Genomic DNA, 23,255 nt, shown 5'->3' on the forward strand with positions numbered 1-23,255 from the left:
GAACGATTAAGGAGGGATGTGACATGAAAATAAATTTTTATTACCCTACTTTATTTCATTACTTTTTAATTCGGTCATATTGCATACGAAATAACTCAATTGCAAATGGAATATCCTCTTCACTCTTTATATAATAACTGATCCATCCTGATTCAGGTAATACGTGATGTGGTTTTACCAATCCTTGCTTCACTAATTCATCTCGCTTTAACTTCGGAAATGGTAAATCAGCTAATTTATCACCATGAAGATGGCCAAGTTCTTTCTTACCATAATTTATTTCAATACCACCAAATCGATGCGGCTTTTCAGAAACACCCGCCCAGCTGAGTACTTCATTTCTAATCATTTCACTAAATGACATGAACATTCACTCCTTATAAATGATTGATGTACTTTTAAATTAACATTTTCATTACTTTTTTCCATCAATCCAAAGTATGAATGGGAATACGAATATAGTTTAATCTTTATACTTTATTCTTTATGGAATAAGTGAATTTATTAAGCTACCGACAACAGCACAAAACAAAGACTAGACACATATCCTAATTTTGTAACCTAACTTACCTATAGAAAGGCGGGTAATACAATTGACTGCCAACATCGACTATACCTCCCCCTCAACCAATTTTACTTATGATGTAAATAAAAGTAATTTTTTTCGGAAAGATGCCCAAAATTATATAAATGTACTTGGTATTAAACAATTAAACACTTTAGAAAATACTTCTTTATTAGATATTTATTTAAGTACAGGAAATGTTGTAGAACCACATATTCATCAAAATGCAGCTGAACTTGTTTATTGTATTTCAGGGTCTGCTGTTGTTTCTTTACTTAATCCATTTACGAATCAAATATTAAACTTACCGATAAAACCGGGGCAAGTTGCCAACATTCCACAAGCGTGGTGGCATTATGAAATTGCTACAGCTGATAATACTCATTTATTAGCTATTTTCAATGCCCCAGCGCCAGAAGTTATTTTCGGTTCTGATATTTTAAGATTAACTCCGGCTCATATGATGGCCCATACTTACTGCCTCAATGAACAACAATGGAAACAAGCGGTTTCTCCTATTCAATCAACTACTGTTATTGGCCCTCCGGCAAACTGCAATCAAAACCGTGGAATGAAAAATTACCCAACCCAGCCCCTCCCTCAACAACATAATCCGTATCCCCAAGATTCTTATTACTTTCCTCTTTACTGGGGCTATTAATTTGTAAATTTTTAAAAGAATCATCATTTATCTCCTAGGAAAATACCGAGGAGATTTTTTTATTGTATGTTCTCTTCCTATTAATAATAGTAACAATTGATAGTGTACATACATATAATATTTATATATTAAATTGGAGGTGATAGTACTATGAGTAATTATAACTATCGAAAAAACTACTCTTATAATAAAAATAGTAGCTCTTCAGCATCCTCTCAATCTTCCAATTCTCAATCTTCCAATTCCCAATCGCAAAGAGACTTAGCCGAGCAAGGCTATGTAAAGAAAAAAGGATGTAACTGTAATAAAAATAAATAGTTTATTTTATGGATGAATTCTTTTTTAAAAGAATTCATCTTTTTTTGCTGATTGGAAATTTTTAAAGTTACATAACTTATGCCTTAAATGAGAAAGGGTAAATTATACTTTTTTATACGAACTTAACAAAGAGTAATTGTTCAATGGATTTATTACTTATTTCTCAAAAAAATATAGTCCTTCCTAAATTTATTAGGAAGGACTATATACAAACCCCTGTTTAATTTCCTACTAAATGTAACAAATTAAACGATATTAATACCTGCACTTACAAATCCAGCAACTGCAGCTATTGGACTTGCTGCTGTTAATGAAACATATAACAGTATTTTATCCCCAGCCGCTACTGGAATAGCTTCAGGTATGATTCCTGATGCTGTAGAACCAATCGCTATTGCGGCAAATGCTGGTGTTAATAAAAGAGGTGCGCCTTGTACTGTAAACGTATTGCTTGCTGCAGGTGCAGTTAATATTTGTATTTGTACTTGAACAGGTGATAATGGAGCTAATGCAGCTGTTGCACTAAAGAAACCTGCTAATGACGTAATAACCCCTGCTCGTGGTGCTACAAATGCATAATCACCTACACCTAATGCTAATGTGATACTTGTTCCACCCGTTAATGCTATACCAGGCTGACTAAATCCAAATCCAAGAAGAGTTCCTGTATTAGCTACTAACGCATTAACTAACGCTGCTGGTGTTGTACCTGAAGCAAACGGAATAATAGCTCCGCCACCAGTTGCACCCGTTGCTCCTGTTAAGCCTGTTGCCCCTGTTAAACCTGTTGCTCCCGTTGGGCCTGTTGCTCCTGTTGGACCTGTCGCTCCTGTTAAGCCTGTTGCTCCTGTTAAACCTGTTGCTCCTGTTAAACCTGTTGCTCCCGTTGGGCCTGTTGCTCCTGTTAAACCTGTTGCTCCACCAGTACCTGCTGGACCTGTCGCTCCTGTTGGGCCTGTTGGACCTGTCGCTCCTGTTGCTCCTGTTGCTCCTGTTGGACCTGTCGCTCCGCCTCCTGGACCTGTTGGACCTGTTGGACCTGTCGCTCCACCTCCTGGACCTGTTGGACCTGTTGGACCTGTTGCTCCGCCTCCTGGAGTAGCACCAATTAATTGAGTTAATAAGTTTAATAAAAGTTGTAAACTTGCAGGGTCAATAATTAAAGAGAAGAAGAATGGTGCAAGAGCACTGTAGAATTGTTGTAATAAAGAAAGTAATTGACTTAGATTTGGGTTAGGAGATTGTAGTAAATTAATAATACTTTGAATTAATTGTTTTAAGAAATTCCCTTCTGGAGAAGGTGCTAATTCATTTAGTAAGTTCAATAGTTGAGTAAACAAATTGAGTAAAGCTAATCTGTTTGCATCACTTGGATTTGCAAAAAACGCTGCAATAGCCGAAATTAAAGAGTTTAGTAAAGTAATTAATCTACCTAATTGCTCACTAGTAATCGGAACTGTTTGTGGATTATTACAACAATCTGGAGTGAAAACAATCGGATTATTGCAGTGGTTATGACCGAAACAATTATTACTTGTCATTTATGTCCTCCTTACTTGTTTTATATTTGAGTTTTTCCTATTATAAGGATCATAAAGTTGTAAAAGAGTATGTGTTATATATTGACTTAAAATAGGAAACATGAAATATAATTAAACTTAAAAACGTTATTTAATTATGTTCATGACTCACATATTAATTATATGTTTTTAATAATTGACTGCTTAGATTAAATACCTAAACTTACGGGTTTATTTTATTTTTCCACGTTTATCTCTTAGGTTTAAATACACATATTAATTTGAATATACTCAACAATTAACAGTGCCATTTTTTCATATAAATATACATTATTTCTTTACTAAGATTGTGTTCTCTTTTTAAACATGAAGCCCTTTGTATTATAGAGAACTCTCATATACTATATTGAAAAATTCATTTTATATTTTATTCCAATACACTATGAAAAGAATTGAAGTTAAAATTCCTATCATTCAACCATTTATGACAGCTAGAAATTGAATGTACCTTCACTTAATTTTAACTATTTAAATATAAAACAAAAAGGACAGATTCCTTTTCATTAAGGATCTGTCCTTTTAATTAATAATAATAAATTGTAATATAATTGAAGATCCTTGCGATGGTGGTTGCGTATCCAATAAAGTTAATTTACCAGTACTCACTTCATATAATGGTTGTGGCTGCAGTATTCCATTAACAAACAAATTAATATAAGAAACTTCACTAGGAGACAAAATATTCGTTGTACCATATTGGGGTATCCCGTCAGCATCTGTATATATAAGCTTCTCTCCATCCGCAAAAGTGTAATATAACAAATTGGTGGTTGTTATAGGGCCAATCCCCCCGGTAGGACCTGTTGCTCCGGTTGGTCCCGTTATTCCAGTCGGGCCCGTTGCTCCGGTTGGTCCCGTTTCTCCGGTTAGCCCGGTTACTCCGGTTAGTCCCGTTATTCCAGTCGGGCCCGTTTCTCCAGTTGGACCTGTTGCTCCGGTCGGGCCCGTTATTCCGGTTGGGCCTGTTGCTCCGGTTGGTCCCGTTATTCCAGTCGGGCCCGTTTCTCCAGTTGGACCTGTTGCTCCGGTCGGGCCCGTTATTCCAGTCGGGCCTGTTGCTCCGGTTGGGCCTGTTATTCCAGTCGGGCCTGTTACTCCGGTCGGCCCCGTTTCTCCGGTTGGTCCCGTTTCTCCAGTTGGACCTGTTGCTCCGGTCGGGCCCGCTATTCCGGTTGGGCCTGTTGCTCCGGTTGGTCCCGTTATTCCAGTCGGTCCCGTTTCTCCAGTTGGACCTGTTGCTCCGGTCGGGCCCGTTATTCCGGTTGGGCCTGTTACTCCGGTTGGGCCTGTTATTCCGGTCGGCCCCGTTTCTCCGGTCGGCCCCGTTATTCCAGTCGGGCCTGTTGCTCCGGTTGGAATATAAATTGGTGGAAGAATCGGAAATGTAGGTCCAATATTTTCTGGGCCTATCATCCCCTTATTCAATGATAAATTGTCATTGCGTTTCAATTTAATACCTCATTCCACATGTTTTTTAATTCATACACATCATTATGACCCTATCATTAAAGAATAACTTTATAACTATTCTCTTTTTTCTTCCCAAAGAATTATTACATATATTAAACATTTTACCGTTGCTATAACCGCTTTAATTAATATAATAAATTAATCATTCTATTTAAAAAGTACTAAATCTATTACATTCTTATTTAAAAAGATGAGGTGATTTATATTCAAGATAATAATGAAATTAGAAAAAAAGAAATAATGTCAATGGCCCTTGACATTATTTTCCCTTACAGGCTTACTGGACCTACGGGGCCTACTGGAAGTACTGGGCTTACTGGGCTTACCGGGAGTACTGGATCTACCGGAAGTACTGGGCCTACCGGAAGTACTGGGCCTACCGGAAGTACTGGGTCTATCGTTACAACAAACTCTATGTTCGCTAATAATACATCAGGTGGTCCTGTTTCAGTCATATTAGGAGGAACAAACATTCCACTTTCAAATAACCAAAGTCTTGGTAATTTTACAGTTAACGCTTCAAATGACGTATTTACAATTCCTGTAACTGGAAGATATCATTTAACCTATCAAGTTAATACGACAACCGCTCTACTTGCTGGAACTAGACTACTATTAAACGCTTCTACGCCAATTCCTGGCTCTATTTTTTCTCCCGCTTTATCAACTTCAAATTATAGTAATAATTTAATTACTAATTTAAATGCTGGTAATACAATTTCACTACAATTATTTGGTATATTATCTGTCGTGAATTTAGTTGGAGGTGGATCAACAGGTGCCTCTCTTACAATTATACGAATTGATTAAAAAATGATTCATTCTTTTTATAATAAACAATCTAAATACTCAATTGGTAAATATTACAAGAGTGATGACGTAATAAAAATAAATTGTACTATATCCATAGTAGAAAACATCTATACTAAATTTTCCGTATATATATTATCAATTTACACTTCCCCCATGTCGGTGTTACATTAAAGATGAAGATCGTTTCTTCTTTACAGACCATCTCAATATGTATTTGAGGAACATCTCCAATCCTATACGCGAGAGCAATACTATATTGACACTCAATTGAGTGTCTTTTTTTATATTCAAAAAATAAAACCATCTCTTATAGATGGTTTTAACAATACACATTTACTCTTTATATTATTGCCAGCTTATAAAGCTGGATAATAAATAGTCATACTTAACCGCGTTAATGTTCTTCCTGAATTAGTATAAGTATGCGGTCTATCCGCCTTAAAGCGAATTGAGTCTCCATTATTTAACGTATATTGACAATCGTTTATGTCAATTGTCAATTTCCCTTCAAATACCGTTATAAACTCTTCTGTTCCTTCTTTATGCGCTTCTGAACTTAATTTCCCTCCTGTATCAATTTCAACCATATAGATTTCAAAATTCCTATTATCTTGGAAAGGAAATGAGGGATACACCTTATATCTCCCATTGTCTTCAGACAATACTTGAACATCATTTCGTAAAACTACTTTCGTATCAGGCTGTGGATTATTAATTAAAGAGGTAAATGATACTTTCAAACCATTAGCAATTTTCCATATTGTTGTTAGTGTCGGGCTTGAATCTCCTCTTTCTATCTGTCCAATCATTGTTTTACTTACACCTGTTAATTGAGAGACCTTTTCTAAACTTAATTTTTCTTTTTCACGTATTGATTTTAAATTTTTTGCCAGAATAAGTTGAATTTCTTCCATAAAAAACACTCCTACACTGTATACAATATAACGACCGTTATGTATAATAAAAAGCACACGTTATATTGTTCTTTTCGGTCATTATAACACACAAAAAATAGGGGGTTTTGAAATGCCTATATTTTCTTTTTTGTTATTTGTATTTATAAGTAGCTTCACACCTGGTCCCAACAATTTCTTAGCTATGACATACGCAAATCAACATGGATTAAAGAGAAGCATAAACTTTTGCTTTGGAGTAGCATTCGGTTTTTTCATCCTCACTTCTTTATGCAGTTTCTTTAATATTGTATTAATTAATATTATCCCTATAATTGAATTTCCTTTAAAAATTTTAGGTGTCGCGTATATGCTATATTTAGCCTTTAAAATAATTACTAGTAAAGGCGGTGCCGGTCACAATGAAAAAAATAATAAAAACTTATTTACAGTGGGTATTTTCCTTCAATTTATTAACCCTAAAGGAATATTATTCGGACTCACAGTAGTCTCTACTTTTATACTCCCTTACTACAATTCATATTCAAGTTTTCTACTTTTCTCATTATTTCTAGGTATAGTCGGTTTACTGAGTACATTTAGTTGGAGCCTTTTTGGTTCCATGTTCCAAAAACTTTTATTAAAACATAATCAATTATTTAACATCATTATGGCTGTTTTATTAGTTTTCAGTGCCGTTTCAATCGTTATACACTAATTCGATGCTCATTTTAGATTTTGTACTTTTTAATACCACTCTTTATCATTCAGACTACTTTACATACTAATCCATCCACATACCCTATGTGGTTTAAAACTTTTAAGAGGAAACCTTCTAACAATAGGTTTCCTTCCATATTATATTAAATAAGAAGCAGGTTAAATACGGAGGTGATTTTGATTAAGACTACTTTAATTTCTCATTTTTACAATGAAGAATATTTACTTCCGTGGTGGTTAATGCACCATACAAAGCTATTTGATCATGGCATTCTTATTAACCGTGGATCCACTGATCGTTCAGTTGAAATCTGTAAAACATTCGCTCCTAATTGGGAAATACGAAACTCAAAATCATTCGAATTTGATGCTTATTTAGTTGATCAAGAAGTTATGGAAATTGAAAGAGAAATTACAGGATGGAAAATGGTATTGAATACGACAGAATTCCTGTGCTGTTATAATAAAGAACAATTTTTCAAATCACTTAACACTATGGGCGGCAATATGTTTTCAATAAGAATGATTATGATGATTGATGAACCGACTCATGGCTACACTAATCCAAGATATAGCTCTCCGCTTGTTAAACAACGTTATCACGGCATAATAATTCAACCTAATCCAAACCAACTATATCTTAACGGTAGATTAATTCACAATAATTCGCACGGGAACTATAGAGTCGGGAGACATGGTTCGCATTATCCTTATAGCATTTACATGGAACCTGCTTTTATTTTTAAATTTTTTTATAGTCCATGGAACGATGCAATGAAAAAACGAAAATTACAAATCGGGCCTACTCTTTCTCAACATAGTGTACGACGTGGATTAGGTTCTCATCACTTAACAACAATTGAAAAATTAGAAAAAAAATACAAATACTATGCAACCTTAACTACGGATCTCCGGTTATTCCCAGAATACCAAATTATATTTCCTGATCTTTGTCCTTAATGTCATGAATATTTAGTTTCGACATCCATCCGTTTTTTATTAACATACCAACTCCAACTAAATACTTTTCTCTAGTAGAAATCTGAGCTAGAACTCTTGCTGCACGGAAATTCCTCTTATTTAATCTCGTATCACTAGCCTATAATCTTTCATACCATTTCATTAAGCACTTGATGTTGGATCAGAAATAAAAAATGGTAGTTCATTTGGAAAATTTTCAATTTCAGATTTTATACCTTCTAAAACAAAGAATTCAAACAATAGAACCTAAACTAAGATTTTAAGTTATGGCTTTATTTTTTTCTTATTATTCACTTTAAAATCTTTTTATAATAATATTGAAAAATACGATATAATATAAATTACTGTTCTTTAGGAGGATCACAATGGCTGATAAGTATAAATTTTTTATTCTCATTGTTACCGCATTTTTTTCATTCTTTTCTTTAATAAAAGATTTCCGCAACACTTCAAAAAGTTTCTTTTGGGGTAGTTTTATCATTCTTACAAGCTTCATGATACTATTAATACATGCTCTAGATTTAACTCAAATACTTTTTTATCCAAAGCAAATTGCGCTTGAATTTATTACAATACCACGTAAATTATTTCTACCATCTGTCACTGAGGCCGCCAGTTCCCTCCAACACTAAGATAATAATTTGATTAAGAGCTCTTTCTAAAAGAGCTCTCTTTTTTAACATAAACATACCATATACAAAATCCAACCTTAACCACTTAATTACTTATAAGAACCTAACTTATAAAACGCATAATAATTATATTTATTTACTAGTATACAAGCCGTATCTCTTAGTAGAAGCACAGCATAATATACGATACAGGACAAAACTTTCAAAAAACTTGTCTAAGTTAATTCTCAAAAAGGGGTGAATATAAATGCCTATCGTTAAACCTTTTATAGCAGGAAGACGATTTGTAAGTACAGCAGCAACAGGAACTGCTGCTGGAGCAGATTTAACTTTTGCTAACACAGACTTCACTGATGACACTGGTGCTGTAACAACATTCCCTGCTTCTTATGCCTTTTTAACACTTTATATTAATGGTGTTATTCAAACAGGTGATACTATTACTGGTGTGACTACTACAGCTGCTACTATTGTAGGAGGAGCAGTCCTAGATGGAGGCACTCCTATCGCAATTGAATTTACTATAACGTAAATTTAGTTGTCTTTTTAGAGGTTTCATTAAAAGAAACCTCTAATTTTAAAAATTCACATCAATTTTAGTAGCAACTACATAATACAGTGCAAATACTAGATAGAATGATAGAAATTTATACTCACTCTCAAAAAGAGCACTTATCTGTATTGATCTTTTTGAGAGTGCAATAATTTTGCGCCTATTTGCTCTTGGAGAACCTACTAAGCAGTTAGCTAACTGCTTTTCCATATAGTATTTATTATTATTCATTGCTTTATTCGTAATAGTGAAGCTTGTGCACTATCTACTATAAATTTTCATATATTGTATTATGCTTGTCCAAAATGTGAAGTTAATACTCACGAAATCTAAATACAAGAAAGGAGTGAAAATATGCGCTCATCCATTCGTAAATTCGCTAATTTTAATTGTGAAGCACACGCACCTAGTACACTACCTGCCCTAGGTTTTGCATTCAATGCTACTTCACCTCAATTCGCAACATTATTTACACCACTACTATTACCTAGTACAGGCCCAAATCCTAATATTACTGTCCCTGTAATCAATGATACAATTAGTACTGGAACTGGTATTAAAATTCAGGTAGCTGGTATTTATCAAATTAGCTATACATTAACGATTAGCCTTGATAACGTTCCATTAGCCCCGGAAGCAGCACGCTTTTTCTTGACATTAAATTCATCGACTAATGTTATTGCAGGATCCGGAACCGCAGTCCGTTCTAATATTATAGGAACTGGTGAAGTCGATGTATCAAGTGGTGTCATTCTAATTAACTTAAACCCTGGTGATTTAATTCAAATTGTCCCCGTTGAAGTAATAGGTACAGTAGATATTCGTTCTGCAGCGTTAACAGTTGCACAAATTCGTTAATAAAGTGAAACTTTAATCAGCCCTCACCAATCGGACTTTACGGGCAGTCCAGCCCCCACCTAACTTCTTTGCTTCTGCTGAATTTTGAGGTGGGGGTCTTACTACCCGGCAAATAGCAGGATAAAAACAAAAGACTTGGCTAATTAACATTTATTGTTCCTTATACACAATATCTTTTTATAGATTTGACACACATTTATATTAAACAAGCATATTTTATTGTATGACTATATAGTCATACAAATCTAAAGCGTTCATAAAAGCACACTTATATGTGTGCTTTATTTTTCATTAAAACCTACAACATTCTCACACAATATCCATATATTATCTTGACTCCTCTCTAAATATATGATTTGTCTCAGAGCGCTTTTAACAGCGCTCTTTTTATTTAAATTCCAATTTTTAAAGTTCGATTTTATGATTTACGTTATACACATGCTACGCTACTTTTGAAACAAGGTATACATCCAAAGACTGTAAGTAAACACTTCAGTTATAAAGATATGTTCATAACATTAAATCGTTATTCACATGTTTTTCCTAGAATACAAGGGGGTGCTGTTAAAATATGTAGTGAAAGACCATTCGAATAGTAACATTTACAAATATAAAAATACGGTTTCTCCTCTCAAGAGAAACCGCAACATATCAATGCTTTTACTATATTTTAAACTGGCTCGTATACAAATCAAAATAAAACCCTCTATCTTCCATGAGAGATTCATGATTCCCTCTTTCTAAAATATTTCCATCTTTTATAACAAGAATTTGATCTGCTTTTTCAATTGTTTTAAGTCGATGAGCGATCACAAAACTTGTGCGACCTCTCATTAAATTATTTAGTCCTGCTTGTATTTGTAATTCTGTTCTTGTATCAATATTTGATGTCGCTTCATCGAGAATTAATATATCTGCATCTGCTAAAATTGCTCGTGCAATCGCTAGAAGTTGTTTTTGTCCTTGACTTAAATTCGATCCTTCTGAAGCAATTTCTGTTTCATATTGATTTGGCAAATGCTTAATAAAAGAATGTGCAGATGCTGCCTTAGCTGCAGTGATAACTTCTTCATCAGTAGCATCTAAGCGTCCATAACGGATATTATCCATAATCGAACCAGCAAATAAATACGTATCCTGTAAAACTACTCCTATTTTACTTCGTAAAGAATTAATATCATAATCTTTTATATCTTTTCCATCAATATGAATTTGTCCTTGCTGTATATCGTAAAAACGAGTTAATAAATTAATGATTGTTGTTTTCCCTGATCCAGTCGGACCAACTAAAGCAATTGTCTCTCCTGGCTGCGCTTTAAGACTCACTTCTTTTAAAATCGTTTTATTTTCTGCGTAGCCAAATGAAACATTCTCAAGTGCAACATGCCCTTGTAAATTTTGTACAACGAATGCGTCTTTTTTATTTTGAATTTCTGGTACCTCATCCATAATTTCAAAAACACGTTCTCCACCAGCAACTGCCGCTTGAATTGTATTCATTAAAGTCGCAAATTGACTTAGCGGTCTTGAGAATTGACGAGAATAATTAATAAAAGCCGCAATAACTCCTACTGTTGTCATTCCGTTTAAGACCATAACTGATCCAGTCCCAATGACAAGGCCCATACCTAAATTATTAATAAAGTTCATACTTGGAAAAATAAAAGCTGAAAATGTATCAGCCTTCGTAGCTGAAACTCTTAGCTGTTCATTAATTTTATTGAAATTTTGTACAGTTTCTTTTTCTTTTCCGTACAACGTTGTAACATCCGCACCTGTAATTGCTTCCTCAATAAATCCATTTAATTCACCTAAATCTTTTTGACGCTTCGCAAAGTTTTTACCACTATATGCAACTAGTTTTTTTGTAACGTAAAACATAATAGGTACTGTAATTAAAGTTACAATTGCTAAAATCCAATTTAAAGCGAACATCGCAATCGTTACACCTATAAAAGTTAACGCTGATGAAATAATTTGTACAACACTTTGTGTCAAAGCTTGATTCAAATTATCTATATCATTTGTCACACGGCTCATTAAATCACCTTGGGAACGCACATCAAAGAACCGTAAAGAAAGCGTTTGGATTTTCTCAAAAATATCTTGTCGTATTTTTTGAATTGTTTTTAATGCAACGTTAATCATGACAAATGTTTGTAACCATGTTAAAAGTACAGTTACACCGTAAATTGCGATAAGTAACATACACATTCTTGCTGTACCACTTAAATCTTTCGGTACAATATATTGATCTATAATGACCCCCATAAAATAGGGACCTAATAATCCAAGTAAAGTAGTAACAACGACTAGAAATATAACAAACATAAGAGCAGCTTTTTGGTAGCCCATATAGTTCCATATCCGCATTACAGTTCCTTGAGCATTTTTAGCTTTCCCCATCTTTGGCGTGTTTCGTCCACCTTTATTAGCAAATTGCCCTTGAAAATTACGCATGTTCTTCCCGACCTTCTTTATGCAAATTACCACCTTGGGAAAGATAAATTTCCTGATAAACCTCACTTCGTTCTAACAATTGTTCATGTGTACCATTGCCAACTAATTCACCATTATCTAATACAAGTATTTTATCCGCATCCATTATGGAAGAAATTTTGGACGCGATTAATAAAGTCGTTGTGCCTTTATATTTTGTTTTTAAAGCTGTTTGAATAGTAGCCTCTGATTTTGCATCAACTGCTGATGTAGAATCATCTAATATGAGAATCGGTGGTTTTCTCACAAGTGCCCTTGCAATTGATACACGTTGTTTTTGTCCACCTGATAGATTTGTCGCACCTTGTGTTAAATTATATTGATAAGATTCTTCCAGCTTATTGATAAACTCAGTCGCACAAGCTGATGCAGCTGCTACTTCCAGCTCATCATGTGTTGCATTTTCTTTACCATAACGTAAATTCTCTTCTATACTACCTGAGAACAACAAAGCCTTCTGAGGTACAAACCCTATTGAAGCACGGAGTTTTTGCAAATCATATGTTTTAACATCTATTCCATCTATACATATTTCACCTTGATCCACATCATATAGACGTGGTAACAGTTTTGCTAAGGTAGATTTACCACTTCCAGTTGATCCAATAATCCCTACTTTTTCACCTTTTTGTATGTTAAACGAAATATCTTTTAAAACGTATTCATTATTTTTCGTATAGCTATAACTAACATTTTTAAATTCGATATTCCCCTCGATTTTCTCAGGTTCGATTGCATTCGCTTCGCTTATTATATCAACCTCGGTATTTAACACTTGCTGTACACGATCCGCAGATGGAAAAGCTCTCGCAATTTGAATAAATACCATGCTAATCGACATAAGTGACATTAAAATGATATTCAAGTAATTAATAAATGCCAAAATCGCTCCTACTTGAAGCGTTCCATTGAATACTTTTTCTCCACCAATCCATAATGTTGCGACAATCCCGCCACTTACAACTAGCATAATGATTGGCATCATTAAAGAAATAAGCTGCACAGCTCGAATATTTATCTTCGTTAAATTTGTATTTACACTTCCAAATTGAGCGATTTCATATTTTTGTCTTACATACGCTTTTATAACACGTACACCAGATAAATTTTCTTGTAACTTTGTATTCACTTTGTCCAATGCCTCTTGCACCTTTTTAAATGTACCACTTGCTTTACTTGCAATTAAAATAATCGCAAGTAATAAAATCGGAACAACTACAAGTAATATTGGAAATAACTCTCTTGCTGTTACAAAAACAATAATTATACTTCCGATAAATAACAGCGGACCACGAACGAGAACACGTAATGTCATCGTCATTGCTGATTGAATGGAAGTGATATCATTCGTCACGATCGTTAATAATTTACCTGTTCCAAATGAATCACGATTATTACTAGAAAATGTTTCTATTTTCGCAAACACATCTTTTCGTATGTCAGTAGCGAAATTAACAGCTGCTTTTGTAGAATACATCATACACCCAAGCCCTCCAACTAAACCGAGTGCTGCTGCTCCTATCATAAGAAGCCCCATTTTTATTACATAATTTAAATCCCGATTTGCAATCCCAACATCAATGATATGTTGCATAATAGTCGGTTGAATTAAGTCCATCGCAACCTCAAGTACCATAAATAGCGGTCCAATAATAGCGAAGAACATGTATGGTTTTAAATACTGTAATAACTTACGAAATGATTTCATACATAGTCTCCTTTTCCCATGAAATTACCACTGAATAATTCATATCCCTCCTTATTTAAGCGATATTTTTTGTAATTTCTTCATTACTTCTATTATATTATGTAAATTAATATTTAACATTATTAAATGATAAGTATTAATGACTTTCTGGTCAATACATATGCTTTATATTATGTAAATACAAAAACCGCATTCTTAATGAAAAGAATACGGTTTTTCATCTATAATTCTTCAATTGTAAAATGTAAAAACTCAGTCTCAAATCCCTTATTTTTAGAAGGACTACACGTGTAAAAACCTATTTTAATAGGCTCATTTCCTATATCCTCCATTAAATGAGCGATTCTTATTTGTTCCCATTGATGTCTCTTTTTCACATATATTGTATAATCACCGCGTTTTCGAATAATTCGAAAACGAAGTTGTTGCTTAGCTGCTTCAGTTGGATAATCTTGCGTTGACCAATCAGAATATCCATTATTCGTTACGACAGCACCTAAGTGAGATGGCCCTTCGGGGATATATTCTAAAGATGTTTTTAGCCAACAGTTCTCCGAAATCATAACAAAAAGACCTGCTTGATCGAATTTTGAATTTGGATTCATACGTAACTGAACTTCAGCTTGAAAGTCTGTCATCATCTCATTATAAAATACATGACCATTCATTACTTCAAAACCATAATGTGTTTTAAGCCAAAAATCAGTTTCTGCTTTCGAACGGACAATAAACGCATGATTATCATTAATTTTATAGTATTCAGGTACATTCATTATAGTGAGTTGCTCAATATGTTCTGGTATATACGATATATTCATAGCTCCTCCATAATAAAGCATTTATATAGACATTTAAAACTCCGCTAATACTGGGAATTTATAACCTTTAAAATCTAACTCTTTATCACTTCGAACCATTAAATACTTGCTAGACTGTACTTCTGTAAACTGTACTTCCTCAACCCCTAATTGATCCGGAGAAAAATAAAATTCGATTTCCGTAAACCTTTCATTGATTTCTCCACATAATTCATCTAAAACCGGAAGTACTGGCGCAAATACTCCAAATAATTTCAACTTTTCATTTTCTACTTCATAAACGATTAGAGCATCTAGTTTCTCTGAATAATACAATTTCTCATTCCATTCCGAATCATACATATTCAAATAAAATGAAGGATGGAAGTTTAAAGTTGAAAAACTATTTGAAAGTCTTTGGCTACTATCAATAGTTTCATGTATTAACTGTCTATTCTCTATATTATAGTAATCTAACTTTTTAAGTAGTGAATCGTTATTATTAATATTTTTATCATATGGTATAGTCATCAAATATTCCTGCACAACTTTAAATCCAAATGCTGTATATAGTTCAGGGTTTTCCGTAAACAATAATGCACATTCACATTTCTTATCGATTTCTTCTATCATTTTACCCATTAATTGTGTCATTAACCCTTGTCTACGAAAATTAGGGTGTGTCATTACTGATTGAATACCCGCTGCATTTATTTTTTCACCATTAATTAATAATGGGAGTGAAAATGCCGCAACATTTGCAATCACTTTATCTTCTTGTAAAAATGATAAAGCTTTATATGTATCATCCCAATATCCTTTATCCGAAAAATCATTCAATGTTTGAGTTGTAATTCCAAACACTTCTTCAAATAAAGGAAATAACTGCTCTCTTTTCGGTTCTTCTATTAGAAGACTTGCCAATTTTTCAACATTCCCCATGTTGTACCTCCAAATGTTAAATTCCATTAAATTAGATATACTTATATGACCTACTCTTAAAAATAGAGGTCTTACCAATCAATATACTATCACAAAACATAAAAAAAAAGTCTAATTAATTTTATGTTTTGACTATTTGAAAATAAGTCGAATAAAACGATATTAAGATTTTTGGATATTAATTAGTTTATTATACAAAAATAGCGCTTTCTAATTAGCTTTTACTAATAGAAATACACTATTTATAATAAAATATTTTTAGTCTTTTATTCCTTCAAGTCTTTCCTTCGTATTAATTTCTTCTCCACTTATACGCTTTTCAAAAGACTTTCTCCAACTACATGAAAGTGCATTTACTTCTAATATCCTTTTTACCCCTTCAATATTTTGTTTTTCCTTATGCATGATACGATTAGCAAACGCTACTGAAACACCTTTTGGATCAGACTGTAGTTTTTTTAAGGTATCGACTGATGATACCCATCCTTCTTTTAATACACGAAAATAAAATCCTGTATATCCTGTTTCTTGAAAATATAGTGGTAACTTTGGAATATTATATTTTTTTGCTAATTTAAAACAAGGTTGCCTTGGTTGTGTTACCTGTACGATTGCCTGTCCTAGCTCAAACGTATCACCAATACAAACATCCTCTTCGCGCATACCACTAACTGTTATATTTTCTCCGAAAGCCCCATATACAAAATCTTGATTCAATTCTTTTTCCCAATATGGATAGTGATCACCAGTATAAACACAAACTGCTTTATCTACTCCTCCATGATGAACTAAGTCAGCTTGTCCATCCCCATTAAATTTTACAAAGGATAAATATACCGGTTCCTTTACTTGTTTCTTATTTATGCCTGTATGAATTACTTTTCCGCCGTATGTAACCTCTTTTGGTAATCCTATATTTAAAGATAATAATTGATATTCATTAGCCATTCTATTTCCTCCTTTAAAGGTGTTACATGTATTTTCTCTCGATTAATTTTTACAAACCTCTCTGTTATATAAAGATGATTATAAAACCTCTAAAATCATTGTTCAATTCAATTATTTATATAATAATGATAGGTATAACCTATTATTATACTTGAGGTGATTCCAATCGAATTACGACAACTTGAATACTTTTTAGCTGTTTCAAAAGAATTACATTTCACAAAAGCAGCTGAGAAATTAAATATTTCACAGCCTTCACTAAGTCAACAAATACGTGCATTAGAGCATGAAGTAGGAATGCCACTTTTCGATCGAATTGGTAAAAAAATATCTTTAACTGAAGCAGGGAAGGTTTTATTATCACATAGTAAAACCATTTTTCATGAAGTCGAACAAGCTCGTTCAGCTATTCAAGACCTAAACGGATTACAGCAAGGTTCCTTAACAATAGGGGCTTTGTTAACCGTCGTAAATTATTTACTACCACCAGCTATTTTAAATTTTAATAATTTATATCCTAATATAGAGCTTTCTGTATTAGGGCTTCGTACAGGAGATATTCGTGAAAAATTATTACAAAACGAACTAGATATTGGAATTACATTTCTCCCGGTGCAAGATAAAGAGATTATCTCCATCCCTCTATACAAAAGCGATCTTACATTAGTCGTGCCCACTGGTCATCGATTAGCTGAACGTAATCATGTATCTATTGCTGAATTACAGAACTATCCTTTAATTCTTTTACCTAAAAATTTCTTTTTAACCGAACTAATTACATCTCATTGTCAAAAATTCAACTTTAAACCAAGACCAATTTTAGAAATTAGCACGATGGAATCTTTAATCCAAATGGTTTCCAAAGGAATGGGAATTACAGTGTTACCCAAACCATATATAGACTTTTTACAAAATAATAACATTCAAGCTATTAAAATAGAAAAGCCTACTCCAACAATTGAAATAGGGCTAATTTATAGAAAAGATAAATATATGTGTGCTGCAACTCGAGAATTTATTGAGCAACTAAAAAGCACAGTACGTTCTTTCCAAAACTAAACAAAAGAGATTATCCTATGAAACCGTTTCACAACGATCTAGTAGAATAATCTCTTTTCAAAACAAAGTAAACATTATATTTAACTCCTATAAACTTTAATGTACCCTTTTAGATATTGGAATATATTTAGTAAAATATGCACCAACTAGCAATAATACAATTGAAAATAACCAAGTAAAAGCACCGCCAAAATGAAACCAATATGCAAACATATTTAAGATTGCAAGTGAAAAGAAGCAAATAGAAGTTAACGCACTTTTCAATCCTTTTATCCCAGATTTTTTTCTCTTTTGATAAGCAATATACATCGCAATAATAAGAAAAAAGATAAGAACAAATGGTAACATAACTTTCAGCATTGGTAATCCCTCCAGTATAAATGCACTCTTTACATCACCATCTTATCCCATTTATCTTTTAGGTATCAATTCATTCTTATCTTCCTTCCAAAAGTCAGTATAAGTTTTATTTTTAAAGTTCACGTTCACCTCAGAAAACGGCATACTTCCTCCAACTTTCAATGAATACCAGTCGTTTAAAAGTGGTGATCCGAAACAAATCTTCATTGTACGATCATGTAAATCGAATAATACAGAATGTAAAGTTCCAAACCATTCTTCATAGTTATGCACAGTAAGTCCAGCAGGATATTCTTCTTCTACTAACTTTTTTAAAGACTCTATGCTTACTTGTTCACATCTATTTAAATGCTCATGTAAAAGGTAATATCTCTTTGTTGATTGTTCTAATTTCCTATTATTTAATTTCTGAATTGATGAACTAACTGCATGGTTTGTTGATACAATAAAAGCTTGTTTTTCATCATCAATCGTTATTGTGGATTTATGACCGTCCAATATTTCAATATATGCTGCATTTAAAGGATCAGCTATTATTAAATTAATATTACTAGCAATTGGGATTTCTTCTATTAGTAACTTAGCTTCCTGCACATTTTTACATTTCTCCAACAACAATCGAATTACCGCAAAACATTGTAAACCACTCACCATTGGCTTTCTTAAACCTGCAATATTTCCTACTGGTTGACCACATGCTGAAAATGTAACAGCTAATCCATGCTCGTTTATCCCTTCCGTTCGGCCAAAATATTGAGTAGAAAAGCCACTATGTGCATACGCACCTTCAACATGAGTTGAACAAAAACGCATATCATCTATTACTGGTGACAAATCATAATTCCTTAATACATATGTGTGCTCTAAATCGGTCTTTTTAGGTAATACTGCACAATGACTACAACCTGCTTTCAATAGTGTTTGATAGTAATACATCATATTTTTTGAAGGAATTTTTAACACTTCACAAAACCCCTCAATTTCTTCATTTATGCCTGGACAATGTTTGTTTATTATATTTCTCGATTCTGTCCAATGGTTATTAGATATTACATTTTCTTCGTGTATAAATTGCGGGATGAGATACGGATTTTGTTTCACGAATTCCCCTTGTTGCTTTCCAATCTCATAATAACTTCCTTTTAATGATGAAAAATACCCCTTTACTTGATACATCAAACTCCCCCTCACATTGGATATATCCATATCGTACCAAATGGATTTCATTCATCCTTGATGTTTTTTACTATCTTTCTTTAACACCATCCCATTTTAATATCTCCACTAATAATTATTTACTAGACAATTAAAGTTTTGTTAATATTGCTGTAATAGCTTTATTTCAAAATAAAGTAGTTTGGATATCAAATGAGCAAAATACTTTGTTAAACCCACTTATAAGCAATCATCTAATTCATGAAATCAAAAAACTTATTTATCAAAATAAAAGGAGAATTTATGTATGAGTAGTTGCAAACCAATTGATAAATTAACTATTGAGGACCTAAAACAAAACCCCATTTGGGAATGGGCAATAGATGAAGAGGAAAACGAAGAACATGACGAAACATGGGTAAAACCAGCGGCAACTACTAATTTTACAGAAGAATTAAACGGTTCAATCGTACTAGGCGAATTATTCTTACATAATGGTGAAAAATTCCCTATGATGTGTGAAATTGATATTGAAGGTGACGAGGCCGTAATTCGTTCTGTTGTTTATTATAAGGAAGCAAAAAATGAGTATATTGCTATAGAAGATATTGTGAAAACGGTCGAAATGCCGTTATCGATTATTATTAATCTTACAATTCATGCAGAATCCAAAACCTTACGCTTCACTGCACATAAAGTAGACATTTATAAAAATTCAATAACGACTAATTTTAATTAAAGTCGGCCGAAATAAAGAAAACAATTATGAAATACAAACTGGGGAGTCATTAACGATTCCCCAGTTTTTTAAACTATATTAAAGTATCCCCTTTTCCACTAAAGTCTCTGCAATTTGAACTGAATTCCAAGCCGCACCTTTTAATAGGTTATCGGAAACAATCCAGAGGTGGAATCCGTTTGGCGTATCAGGATCTTTACGTATTCTTCCGACAAATGTATCTATTTTCCCTTCTGCATATAATGGCATTGGATACAACTGTTCACTAGGGTTATCCTGCAAAATAACACCTGGTGCATCCATTAGTATTCCCTTGATTTCCGCAACGCTTGCTTCTTTTTCCAGTTCTATATAAACCGATTCTGAATGCCCCGATACAACTGGAACACGTACACAAGTAGCTGCCATTTTCAAGTTTTCATCTTCTAATATTTTCTTCGTTTCTTGAATCATTTTGACTTCTTCAAAAGTGAAATCATTGTCTGTAAATATATCTACTTGAGGCAGTACATTAAATGCTATTGGATAATGTTTTTTATCTTTTTTCACCGGTAATATATCACTCTTCACTTCTTCACCTGCAAGTATAGACTTAGCCTGCTCTCGTAATTCATGAATCGCATGAATGCCAGAACCCGATACAGCTTGATATGTTGAAACGATAATTCTTTCTAAACCAAATGATTTTCGAATCGGCTGAAGTGCTGTTACCATCTGTAGTGCTGAACAATTTGGAACTGCAATGATACCTTTATGCTGTTTTAAAGTGTGCGCATTCACTTCCGGAACAACGAGCGGTACACCTTGTGCCATTCGGTACTCACTTGTGTTATCAATTACAATCGCACCACTAGAAACTGCATGAGTTACAAATTGTCTAGATACTTCTCCCCCAGCGCTAAAAAAGGCAATATCTACACCTTCAAAGCTAGTTGTTTTTGCCTCTTGTATAATTATCTCTCGTCCTTTGAATCTTACTTTCTTACCAGCGGATCGTTTTGACGAAAGCAATGTAACTTCAACTATATTAAACTTCATTTCATTCTCTAACAGTTCAATAATTTTTTGCCCTACCGCACCTGTAGCCCCAACAACAGCTACATGATAGCCCTTTTTGATCATCTTTTCTCCTCCAATATTACCTGAATGAATATTTCTACAATTTCATTTTATACAGAATTTAATCATTTGGAAAATTAAAATACATGATATAATCATTCACAAATCATGATAATAAAAGAGGGATCGCTTATGGAAATGAGACATGTTAAAACATTTTGCGCCATTGTGAAGTATGGTAATTTTTCTAAAGCTGCGCACGCGCTAGGTTATGCGCAATCTACTGTTACAGCACATATGAAAGCTTTAGAGAACGATTTACATATTCCTCTTTTCGATCGGTTAGGGAAAAAAGTGCTACTTACAAAAGCCGGTCATCAATTTCATCCTTATGCATTAGAATTACTTTCAATATATGAAAAAGCGCAAGAAATCCCCCAAAATACAGATTATTTAGAAGGTACATTAAGTATTACATCTAATGAATCATTAGCAGTATACCGATTACCACAATTATTACGTACTTACAAACAGAAAAATTCGAAAGTAAATATCGTACTTGAAACAAACACAAATGAACAAGCATTACAAAAATTACGTGAAGGAGAAACAGACGTTGTCTTTATAATTGGAGAAAGTATAGAACATAATGATTTTATTACGCGTACTTTTAGTAATGAAACATTTGGATGGATTTTACCAGCTTATTCCGCTGCACATACAAATCCATTCCAGTTATTACAGGAAACCCAGTTCATTTTTACAGAACAAAGCTGCGGCTATAGGACAATGGTAGATCGTTTTTTACGTCAAAGCGGAAATATTCCAGCTAAAACATTTGAAACTTCCAATGTTGAAGTCATTAAACAATCCGTCATGTGTGAGTTAGGCATTTCAATTCTTCCTTATATCGTTGTACAGGAAAGTTGTCAAAAAGAACAACTATGTTTTCAGCCTATCGAAACTCCATCCGTTATTCAAAGTCATGTAATCTATCATAAATCCAGATGGATTTCCCCGGTGTTACAGTCGTTTCTTTCCTTACTTGAACGAGATTAAGATATTAAGAAGTACATTTAAAAAGAGTAATTGCCTAATAAGCAATTACTCTCTTACATTAATTAGTATATTATTTATTAGTCTGTCCGCCACCTGCAATTAATTTACTACCTGAATATGTACCTTTGTTCATAAACAATTGATTAATTAATTCTTTTTGCTCAGCTTCCGACATTACTCCTTTTCCTTCTCCTAAATTCCCACTTTGTAATTTCCAAATCTTATTGTGATCCCCATCAACCTTTTCATATTTCCCTTGTTTCCATCGTTCTAAAATTTCTACATATGTACTTCCCTGCACAAGATCATTACTCTTTACAATATCAATTAAGCTTTCAATCCGCTCTTGTGTAATAAAAATATAGCCCCACTTTTGATCAGCTTTCGCTTTTTGATGTGCCATTTCATGTAATGCTGTCTGTATGTTCTCATCTGTCCATTTAAAATTTTTATTAAAACCACTATTTGGCAATGAATAATTGCCATTCTCTAAAAGCTTTGCATCTTCTGCTTTTACGTTACTATCAGCTAATACTTCTACTGCTGGAGCAGCTGGTGATGCCTTTTTCGCAGCTGGTTTACTATTATTTAAATAATGCAGCATACCATATGTTAAACCTACTCCGATTACCGCCATACCAGCTATAACACCTATTATTTTCAAAAATGTTTTCATTTCGCTTGTTTCCTCCCAAATATCTCTGTTCTGACTACCTAATTATTTCTTATATAAAAACTGTTACTTCATTCAAAATATCGCATCCCCTATCATATTATTTATATATACTTCCTCATATTGTATTTCTTTTTCTTTAAAATTGAAAGATTATTCTGTTAAATAATGAAAATATTCTACAAATTTTTCCTTTATATTTATAAAGAAACA

At 33.3% G+C, this 23,255-nt stretch carries 24 protein-coding genes; 10 read left to right on the top strand and 14 right to left on the bottom strand.

Going from position 1 to position 23,255, the window contains the following annotated elements; all coding sequences use genetic code 11:
- Nucleotides 1-58: 58 nt before the first annotated feature.
- On the bottom strand, nucleotides 59-364 hold the full coding sequence (locus ACTFRM_RS28840) for a luciferase domain-containing protein (protein WP_000010317.1): 306 nt from the start codon (nucleotides 362-364) through the stop codon (nucleotides 59-61).
- Nucleotides 365-593: 229 nt separating this feature from the next.
- On the opposite strand from ACTFRM_RS28840, the gene ACTFRM_RS28845 reads away from it, so the two are divergent.
- The gene (locus ACTFRM_RS28845) at nucleotides 594-1,226 is read left to right on the top strand and encodes a cupin domain-containing protein (RefSeq protein WP_000126322.1); all 633 of its coding nucleotides are present in this window, start codon (nucleotides 594-596) and stop codon (nucleotides 1,224-1,226) included.
- Nucleotides 1,227-1,789: 563 nt separating this feature from the next.
- Here ACTFRM_RS28845 and ACTFRM_RS28850 read toward each other — a convergent pair.
- Nucleotides 1,790-3,085 carry an exosporium glycoprotein BclB-related protein gene (locus tag ACTFRM_RS28850; protein WP_000203318.1) on the bottom strand — a complete coding sequence of 432 codons (1,296 nt, stop codon included), beginning with the start codon at nucleotides 3,083-3,085 and terminating at the stop codon, nucleotides 1,790-1,792.
- Nucleotides 3,086-3,643: 558 nt separating this feature from the next.
- A complete protein-coding gene (locus ACTFRM_RS28855; protein ID WP_440043823.1) occupies nucleotides 3,644-4,573 on the bottom strand; it encodes a DUF4183 domain-containing protein in 930 nt (309 codons plus the stop codon).
- A 216-nt stretch (nucleotides 4,574-4,789) separates the two neighbouring features.
- Between ACTFRM_RS28855 and ACTFRM_RS28860 the strand changes: the two genes are divergently transcribed.
- Nucleotides 4,790-5,404: a BclA C-terminal domain-containing protein gene (locus tag ACTFRM_RS28860; protein ID WP_322371362.1), complete on the top strand. Its 615-nt coding sequence runs from the start codon at nucleotides 4,790-4,792 to the stop codon at nucleotides 5,402-5,404.
- Between the two features lie 359 nt (nucleotides 5,405-5,763).
- Here ACTFRM_RS28860 and ACTFRM_RS28865 read toward each other — a convergent pair whose 3' ends face one another.
- Nucleotides 5,764-6,378 (bottom strand): helix-turn-helix domain-containing protein, encoded by a 615-nt coding sequence (locus ACTFRM_RS28865; protein WP_002197759.1) that lies wholly within the window; start codon nucleotides 6,376-6,378, stop codon nucleotides 5,764-5,766.
- A 55-nt stretch (nucleotides 6,379-6,433) separates the two neighbouring features.
- On the opposite strand from ACTFRM_RS28865, the gene ACTFRM_RS28870 reads away from it, so the two are divergent.
- The 4 genes from ACTFRM_RS28870 (at nucleotide 6,434) to ACTFRM_RS28885 (ending at nucleotide 9,165) form a co-directional block, all read left to right on the top strand.
- Nucleotides 6,434-7,018 (top strand): LysE family transporter, encoded by a 585-nt coding sequence (locus ACTFRM_RS28870; RefSeq protein ID WP_001121273.1) that lies wholly within the window; start codon nucleotides 6,434-6,436, stop codon nucleotides 7,016-7,018.
- 179 nt (nucleotides 7,019-7,197) lie between these two features.
- Nucleotides 7,198-7,980, top strand: coding sequence for a glycosyltransferase family 2 protein (locus tag ACTFRM_RS28875; protein ID WP_000598280.1), 783 nt, complete (start codon nucleotides 7,198-7,200; stop codon nucleotides 7,978-7,980).
- A gap of 386 nt (nucleotides 7,981-8,366) precedes the next feature.
- A complete protein-coding gene (locus ACTFRM_RS28880) occupies nucleotides 8,367-8,633 on the top strand; it encodes a hypothetical protein (RefSeq protein ID WP_000774117.1) in 267 nt (88 codons plus the stop codon).
- Between the two features lie 247 nt (nucleotides 8,634-8,880).
- Nucleotides 8,881-9,165 (top strand): DUF4183 domain-containing protein, encoded by a 285-nt coding sequence (locus ACTFRM_RS28885; protein WP_001123247.1) that lies wholly within the window; start codon nucleotides 8,881-8,883, stop codon nucleotides 9,163-9,165.
- Between the two features lie 45 nt (nucleotides 9,166-9,210).
- On the opposite strand, the gene ACTFRM_RS28890 is transcribed toward ACTFRM_RS28885, so the two are convergent.
- Nucleotides 9,211-9,396, bottom strand: a complete 186-nt coding sequence (locus ACTFRM_RS28890) for a hypothetical protein (protein WP_228546501.1) — start codon at nucleotides 9,394-9,396, stop codon at nucleotides 9,211-9,213.
- Nucleotides 9,397-9,540: 144 nt separating this feature from the next.
- On the opposite strand from ACTFRM_RS28890, the gene exsF reads away from it, so the two are divergent.
- The gene (exsF, locus tag ACTFRM_RS28895; protein ID WP_001257869.1) at nucleotides 9,541-10,044 is read left to right on the top strand and encodes an exosporium protein ExsF; all 504 of its coding nucleotides are present in this window, start codon (nucleotides 9,541-9,543) and stop codon (nucleotides 10,042-10,044) included.
- A 663-nt stretch (nucleotides 10,045-10,707) separates the two neighbouring features.
- Here the strand turns inward: exsF and ACTFRM_RS28900 are convergent.
- The 5 genes from ACTFRM_RS28900 to ACTFRM_RS28920 form a co-directional block, all read right to left on the bottom strand.
- Entirely contained in the window at nucleotides 10,708-12,504 is a 1,797-nt protein-coding gene (locus ACTFRM_RS28900; protein WP_001243554.1) for an ABC transporter ATP-binding protein, read from the bottom strand.
- Nucleotides 12,497-14,251: an ABC transporter ATP-binding protein gene (locus tag ACTFRM_RS28905; protein ID WP_322371375.1), complete on the bottom strand. Its 1,755-nt coding sequence runs from the start codon at nucleotides 14,249-14,251 to the stop codon at nucleotides 12,497-12,499. The genes ACTFRM_RS28900 and ACTFRM_RS28905 overlap by 8 nt, the downstream gene beginning before the upstream one ends.
- Nucleotides 14,252-14,472: 221 nt before the next feature.
- Entirely contained in the window at nucleotides 14,473-15,069 is a 597-nt protein-coding gene (locus ACTFRM_RS28910) for a DUF1349 domain-containing protein (RefSeq protein WP_001027672.1), read from the bottom strand.
- A 33-nt stretch (nucleotides 15,070-15,102) separates the two neighbouring features.
- Nucleotides 15,103-15,990, bottom strand: a complete 888-nt coding sequence (locus tag ACTFRM_RS28915) for a GNAT family N-acetyltransferase (RefSeq protein ID WP_000528674.1) — start codon at nucleotides 15,988-15,990, stop codon at nucleotides 15,103-15,105.
- Nucleotides 15,991-16,248: 258 nt separating this feature from the next.
- Nucleotides 16,249-16,938, bottom strand: coding sequence for an MOSC domain-containing protein (locus ACTFRM_RS28920; protein WP_001262990.1), 690 nt, complete (start codon nucleotides 16,936-16,938; stop codon nucleotides 16,249-16,251).
- A 156-nt stretch (nucleotides 16,939-17,094) separates the two neighbouring features.
- On the opposite strand from ACTFRM_RS28920, the gene ACTFRM_RS28925 reads away from it, so the two are divergent.
- Nucleotides 17,095-17,997, top strand: a complete 903-nt coding sequence (locus ACTFRM_RS28925) for a LysR family transcriptional regulator (RefSeq protein ID WP_000612247.1) — start codon at nucleotides 17,095-17,097, stop codon at nucleotides 17,995-17,997.
- Between the two features lie 96 nt (nucleotides 17,998-18,093).
- On the opposite strand, the gene ACTFRM_RS28930 is transcribed toward ACTFRM_RS28925, so the two are convergent.
- Nucleotides 18,094-18,357, bottom strand: coding sequence for a hypothetical protein (locus ACTFRM_RS28930; protein WP_000921854.1), 264 nt, complete (start codon nucleotides 18,355-18,357; stop codon nucleotides 18,094-18,096).
- A 51-nt stretch (nucleotides 18,358-18,408) separates the two neighbouring features.
- Entirely contained in the window at nucleotides 18,409-19,533 is a 1,125-nt protein-coding gene (locus ACTFRM_RS28935; protein ID WP_139847282.1) for a C45 family autoproteolytic acyltransferase/hydolase, read from the bottom strand.
- Nucleotides 19,534-19,819: 286 nt separating this feature from the next.
- Between ACTFRM_RS28935 and ACTFRM_RS28940 the strand changes: the two genes are divergently transcribed.
- Nucleotides 19,820-20,251: a hypothetical protein gene (locus ACTFRM_RS28940; RefSeq protein WP_000093107.1), complete on the top strand. Its 432-nt coding sequence runs from the start codon at nucleotides 19,820-19,822 to the stop codon at nucleotides 20,249-20,251.
- 78 nt (nucleotides 20,252-20,329) lie between these two features.
- On the opposite strand, the gene ACTFRM_RS28945 is transcribed toward ACTFRM_RS28940, so the two are convergent.
- A complete protein-coding gene (locus ACTFRM_RS28945) occupies nucleotides 20,330-21,373 on the bottom strand; it encodes an aspartate-semialdehyde dehydrogenase (protein ID WP_000591709.1) in 1,044 nt (347 codons plus the stop codon).
- Nucleotides 21,374-21,502: 129 nt separating this feature from the next.
- Here ACTFRM_RS28945 and ACTFRM_RS28950 point away from each other — a divergent pair, with 129 nt between their 5' ends.
- Nucleotides 21,503-22,369, top strand: coding sequence for a LysR family transcriptional regulator (locus ACTFRM_RS28950; RefSeq protein WP_227077880.1), 867 nt, complete (start codon nucleotides 21,503-21,505; stop codon nucleotides 22,367-22,369).
- A 70-nt stretch (nucleotides 22,370-22,439) separates the two neighbouring features.
- Here the strand turns inward: ACTFRM_RS28950 and ACTFRM_RS28955 are convergent, their stop codons facing one another.
- Nucleotides 22,440-23,045 (bottom strand): PRK06770 family protein, encoded by a 606-nt coding sequence (locus ACTFRM_RS28955; RefSeq protein WP_000846980.1) that lies wholly within the window; start codon nucleotides 23,043-23,045, stop codon nucleotides 22,440-22,442.
- Between the last annotated feature and the right edge of the window lie 210 nt (nucleotides 23,046-23,255).

This window comes from Bacillus cereus group sp. MYBK227-1 (assembly GCF_051916325.1).
GTDB lineage: Bacteria > Bacillota > Bacilli > Bacillales > Bacillaceae_G > Bacillus_A > Bacillus_A cereus.

What these genes read in the sequence shown, in the direction of transcription:
- ACTFRM_RS28840 (WP_000010317.1), bottom strand. Translation starts at nt 364, where the DNA reads ATGTCATTTAGTGAAATGATTAGAAATGAAGTACTCAGCTGGGCGGGT.
- ACTFRM_RS28850 (WP_000203318.1), bottom strand. Translation starts at nt 3,085, where the DNA reads ATGACAAGTAATAATTGTTTCGGTCATAACCACTGCAATAATCCGATT.
- ACTFRM_RS28870 (WP_001121273.1), top strand. Translation starts at nt 6,434, where the DNA reads ATGCCTATATTTTCTTTTTTGTTATTTGTATTTATAAGTAGCTTCACA.
- ACTFRM_RS28880 (WP_000774117.1), top strand. Translation starts at nt 8,367, where the DNA reads ATGGCTGATAAGTATAAATTTTTTATTCTCATTGTTACCGCATTTTTT.
- ACTFRM_RS28885 (WP_001123247.1), top strand. Translation starts at nt 8,881, where the DNA reads ATGCCTATCGTTAAACCTTTTATAGCAGGAAGACGATTTGTAAGTACA.
- ACTFRM_RS28890 (WP_228546501.1), bottom strand. Translation starts at nt 9,396, where the DNA reads ATGGAAAAGCAGTTAGCTAACTGCTTAGTAGGTTCTCCAAGAGCAAAT.
- exsF (WP_001257869.1), top strand. Translation starts at nt 9,541, where the DNA reads ATGCGCTCATCCATTCGTAAATTCGCTAATTTTAATTGTGAAGCACAC.
- ACTFRM_RS28900 (WP_001243554.1), bottom strand. Translation starts at nt 12,504, where the DNA reads ATGCGTAATTTTCAAGGGCAATTTGCTAATAAAGGTGGACGAAACACG.
- ACTFRM_RS28905 (WP_322371375.1), bottom strand. Translation starts at nt 14,251, where the DNA reads ATGAAATCATTTCGTAAGTTATTACAGTATTTAAAACCATACATGTTC.
- ACTFRM_RS28910 (WP_001027672.1), bottom strand. Translation starts at nt 15,069, where the DNA reads ATGAATATATCGTATATACCAGAACATATTGAGCAACTCACTATAATG.
- ACTFRM_RS28915 (WP_000528674.1), bottom strand. Translation starts at nt 15,990, where the DNA reads ATGGGGAATGTTGAAAAATTGGCAAGTCTTCTAATAGAAGAACCGAAA.
- ACTFRM_RS28920 (WP_001262990.1), bottom strand. Translation starts at nt 16,938, where the DNA reads ATGGCTAATGAATATCAATTATTATCTTTAAATATAGGATTACCAAAA.
- ACTFRM_RS28930 (WP_000921854.1), bottom strand. Translation starts at nt 18,357, where the DNA reads ATGCTGAAAGTTATGTTACCATTTGTTCTTATCTTTTTTCTTATTATT.
- ACTFRM_RS28935 (WP_139847282.1), bottom strand. Translation starts at nt 19,533, where the DNA reads ATGTATCAAGTAAAGGGGTATTTTTCATCATTAAAAGGAAGTTATTAT.
- ACTFRM_RS28940 (WP_000093107.1), top strand. Translation starts at nt 19,820, where the DNA reads ATGAGTAGTTGCAAACCAATTGATAAATTAACTATTGAGGACCTAAAA.
- ACTFRM_RS28945 (WP_000591709.1), bottom strand. Translation starts at nt 21,373, where the DNA reads ATGATCAAAAAGGGCTATCATGTAGCTGTTGTTGGGGCTACAGGTGCG.
- ACTFRM_RS28950 (WP_227077880.1), top strand. Translation starts at nt 21,503, where the DNA reads ATGGAAATGAGACATGTTAAAACATTTTGCGCCATTGTGAAGTATGGT.
- ACTFRM_RS28955 (WP_000846980.1), bottom strand. Translation starts at nt 23,045, where the DNA reads ATGAAAACATTTTTGAAAATAATAGGTGTTATAGCTGGTATGGCGGTA.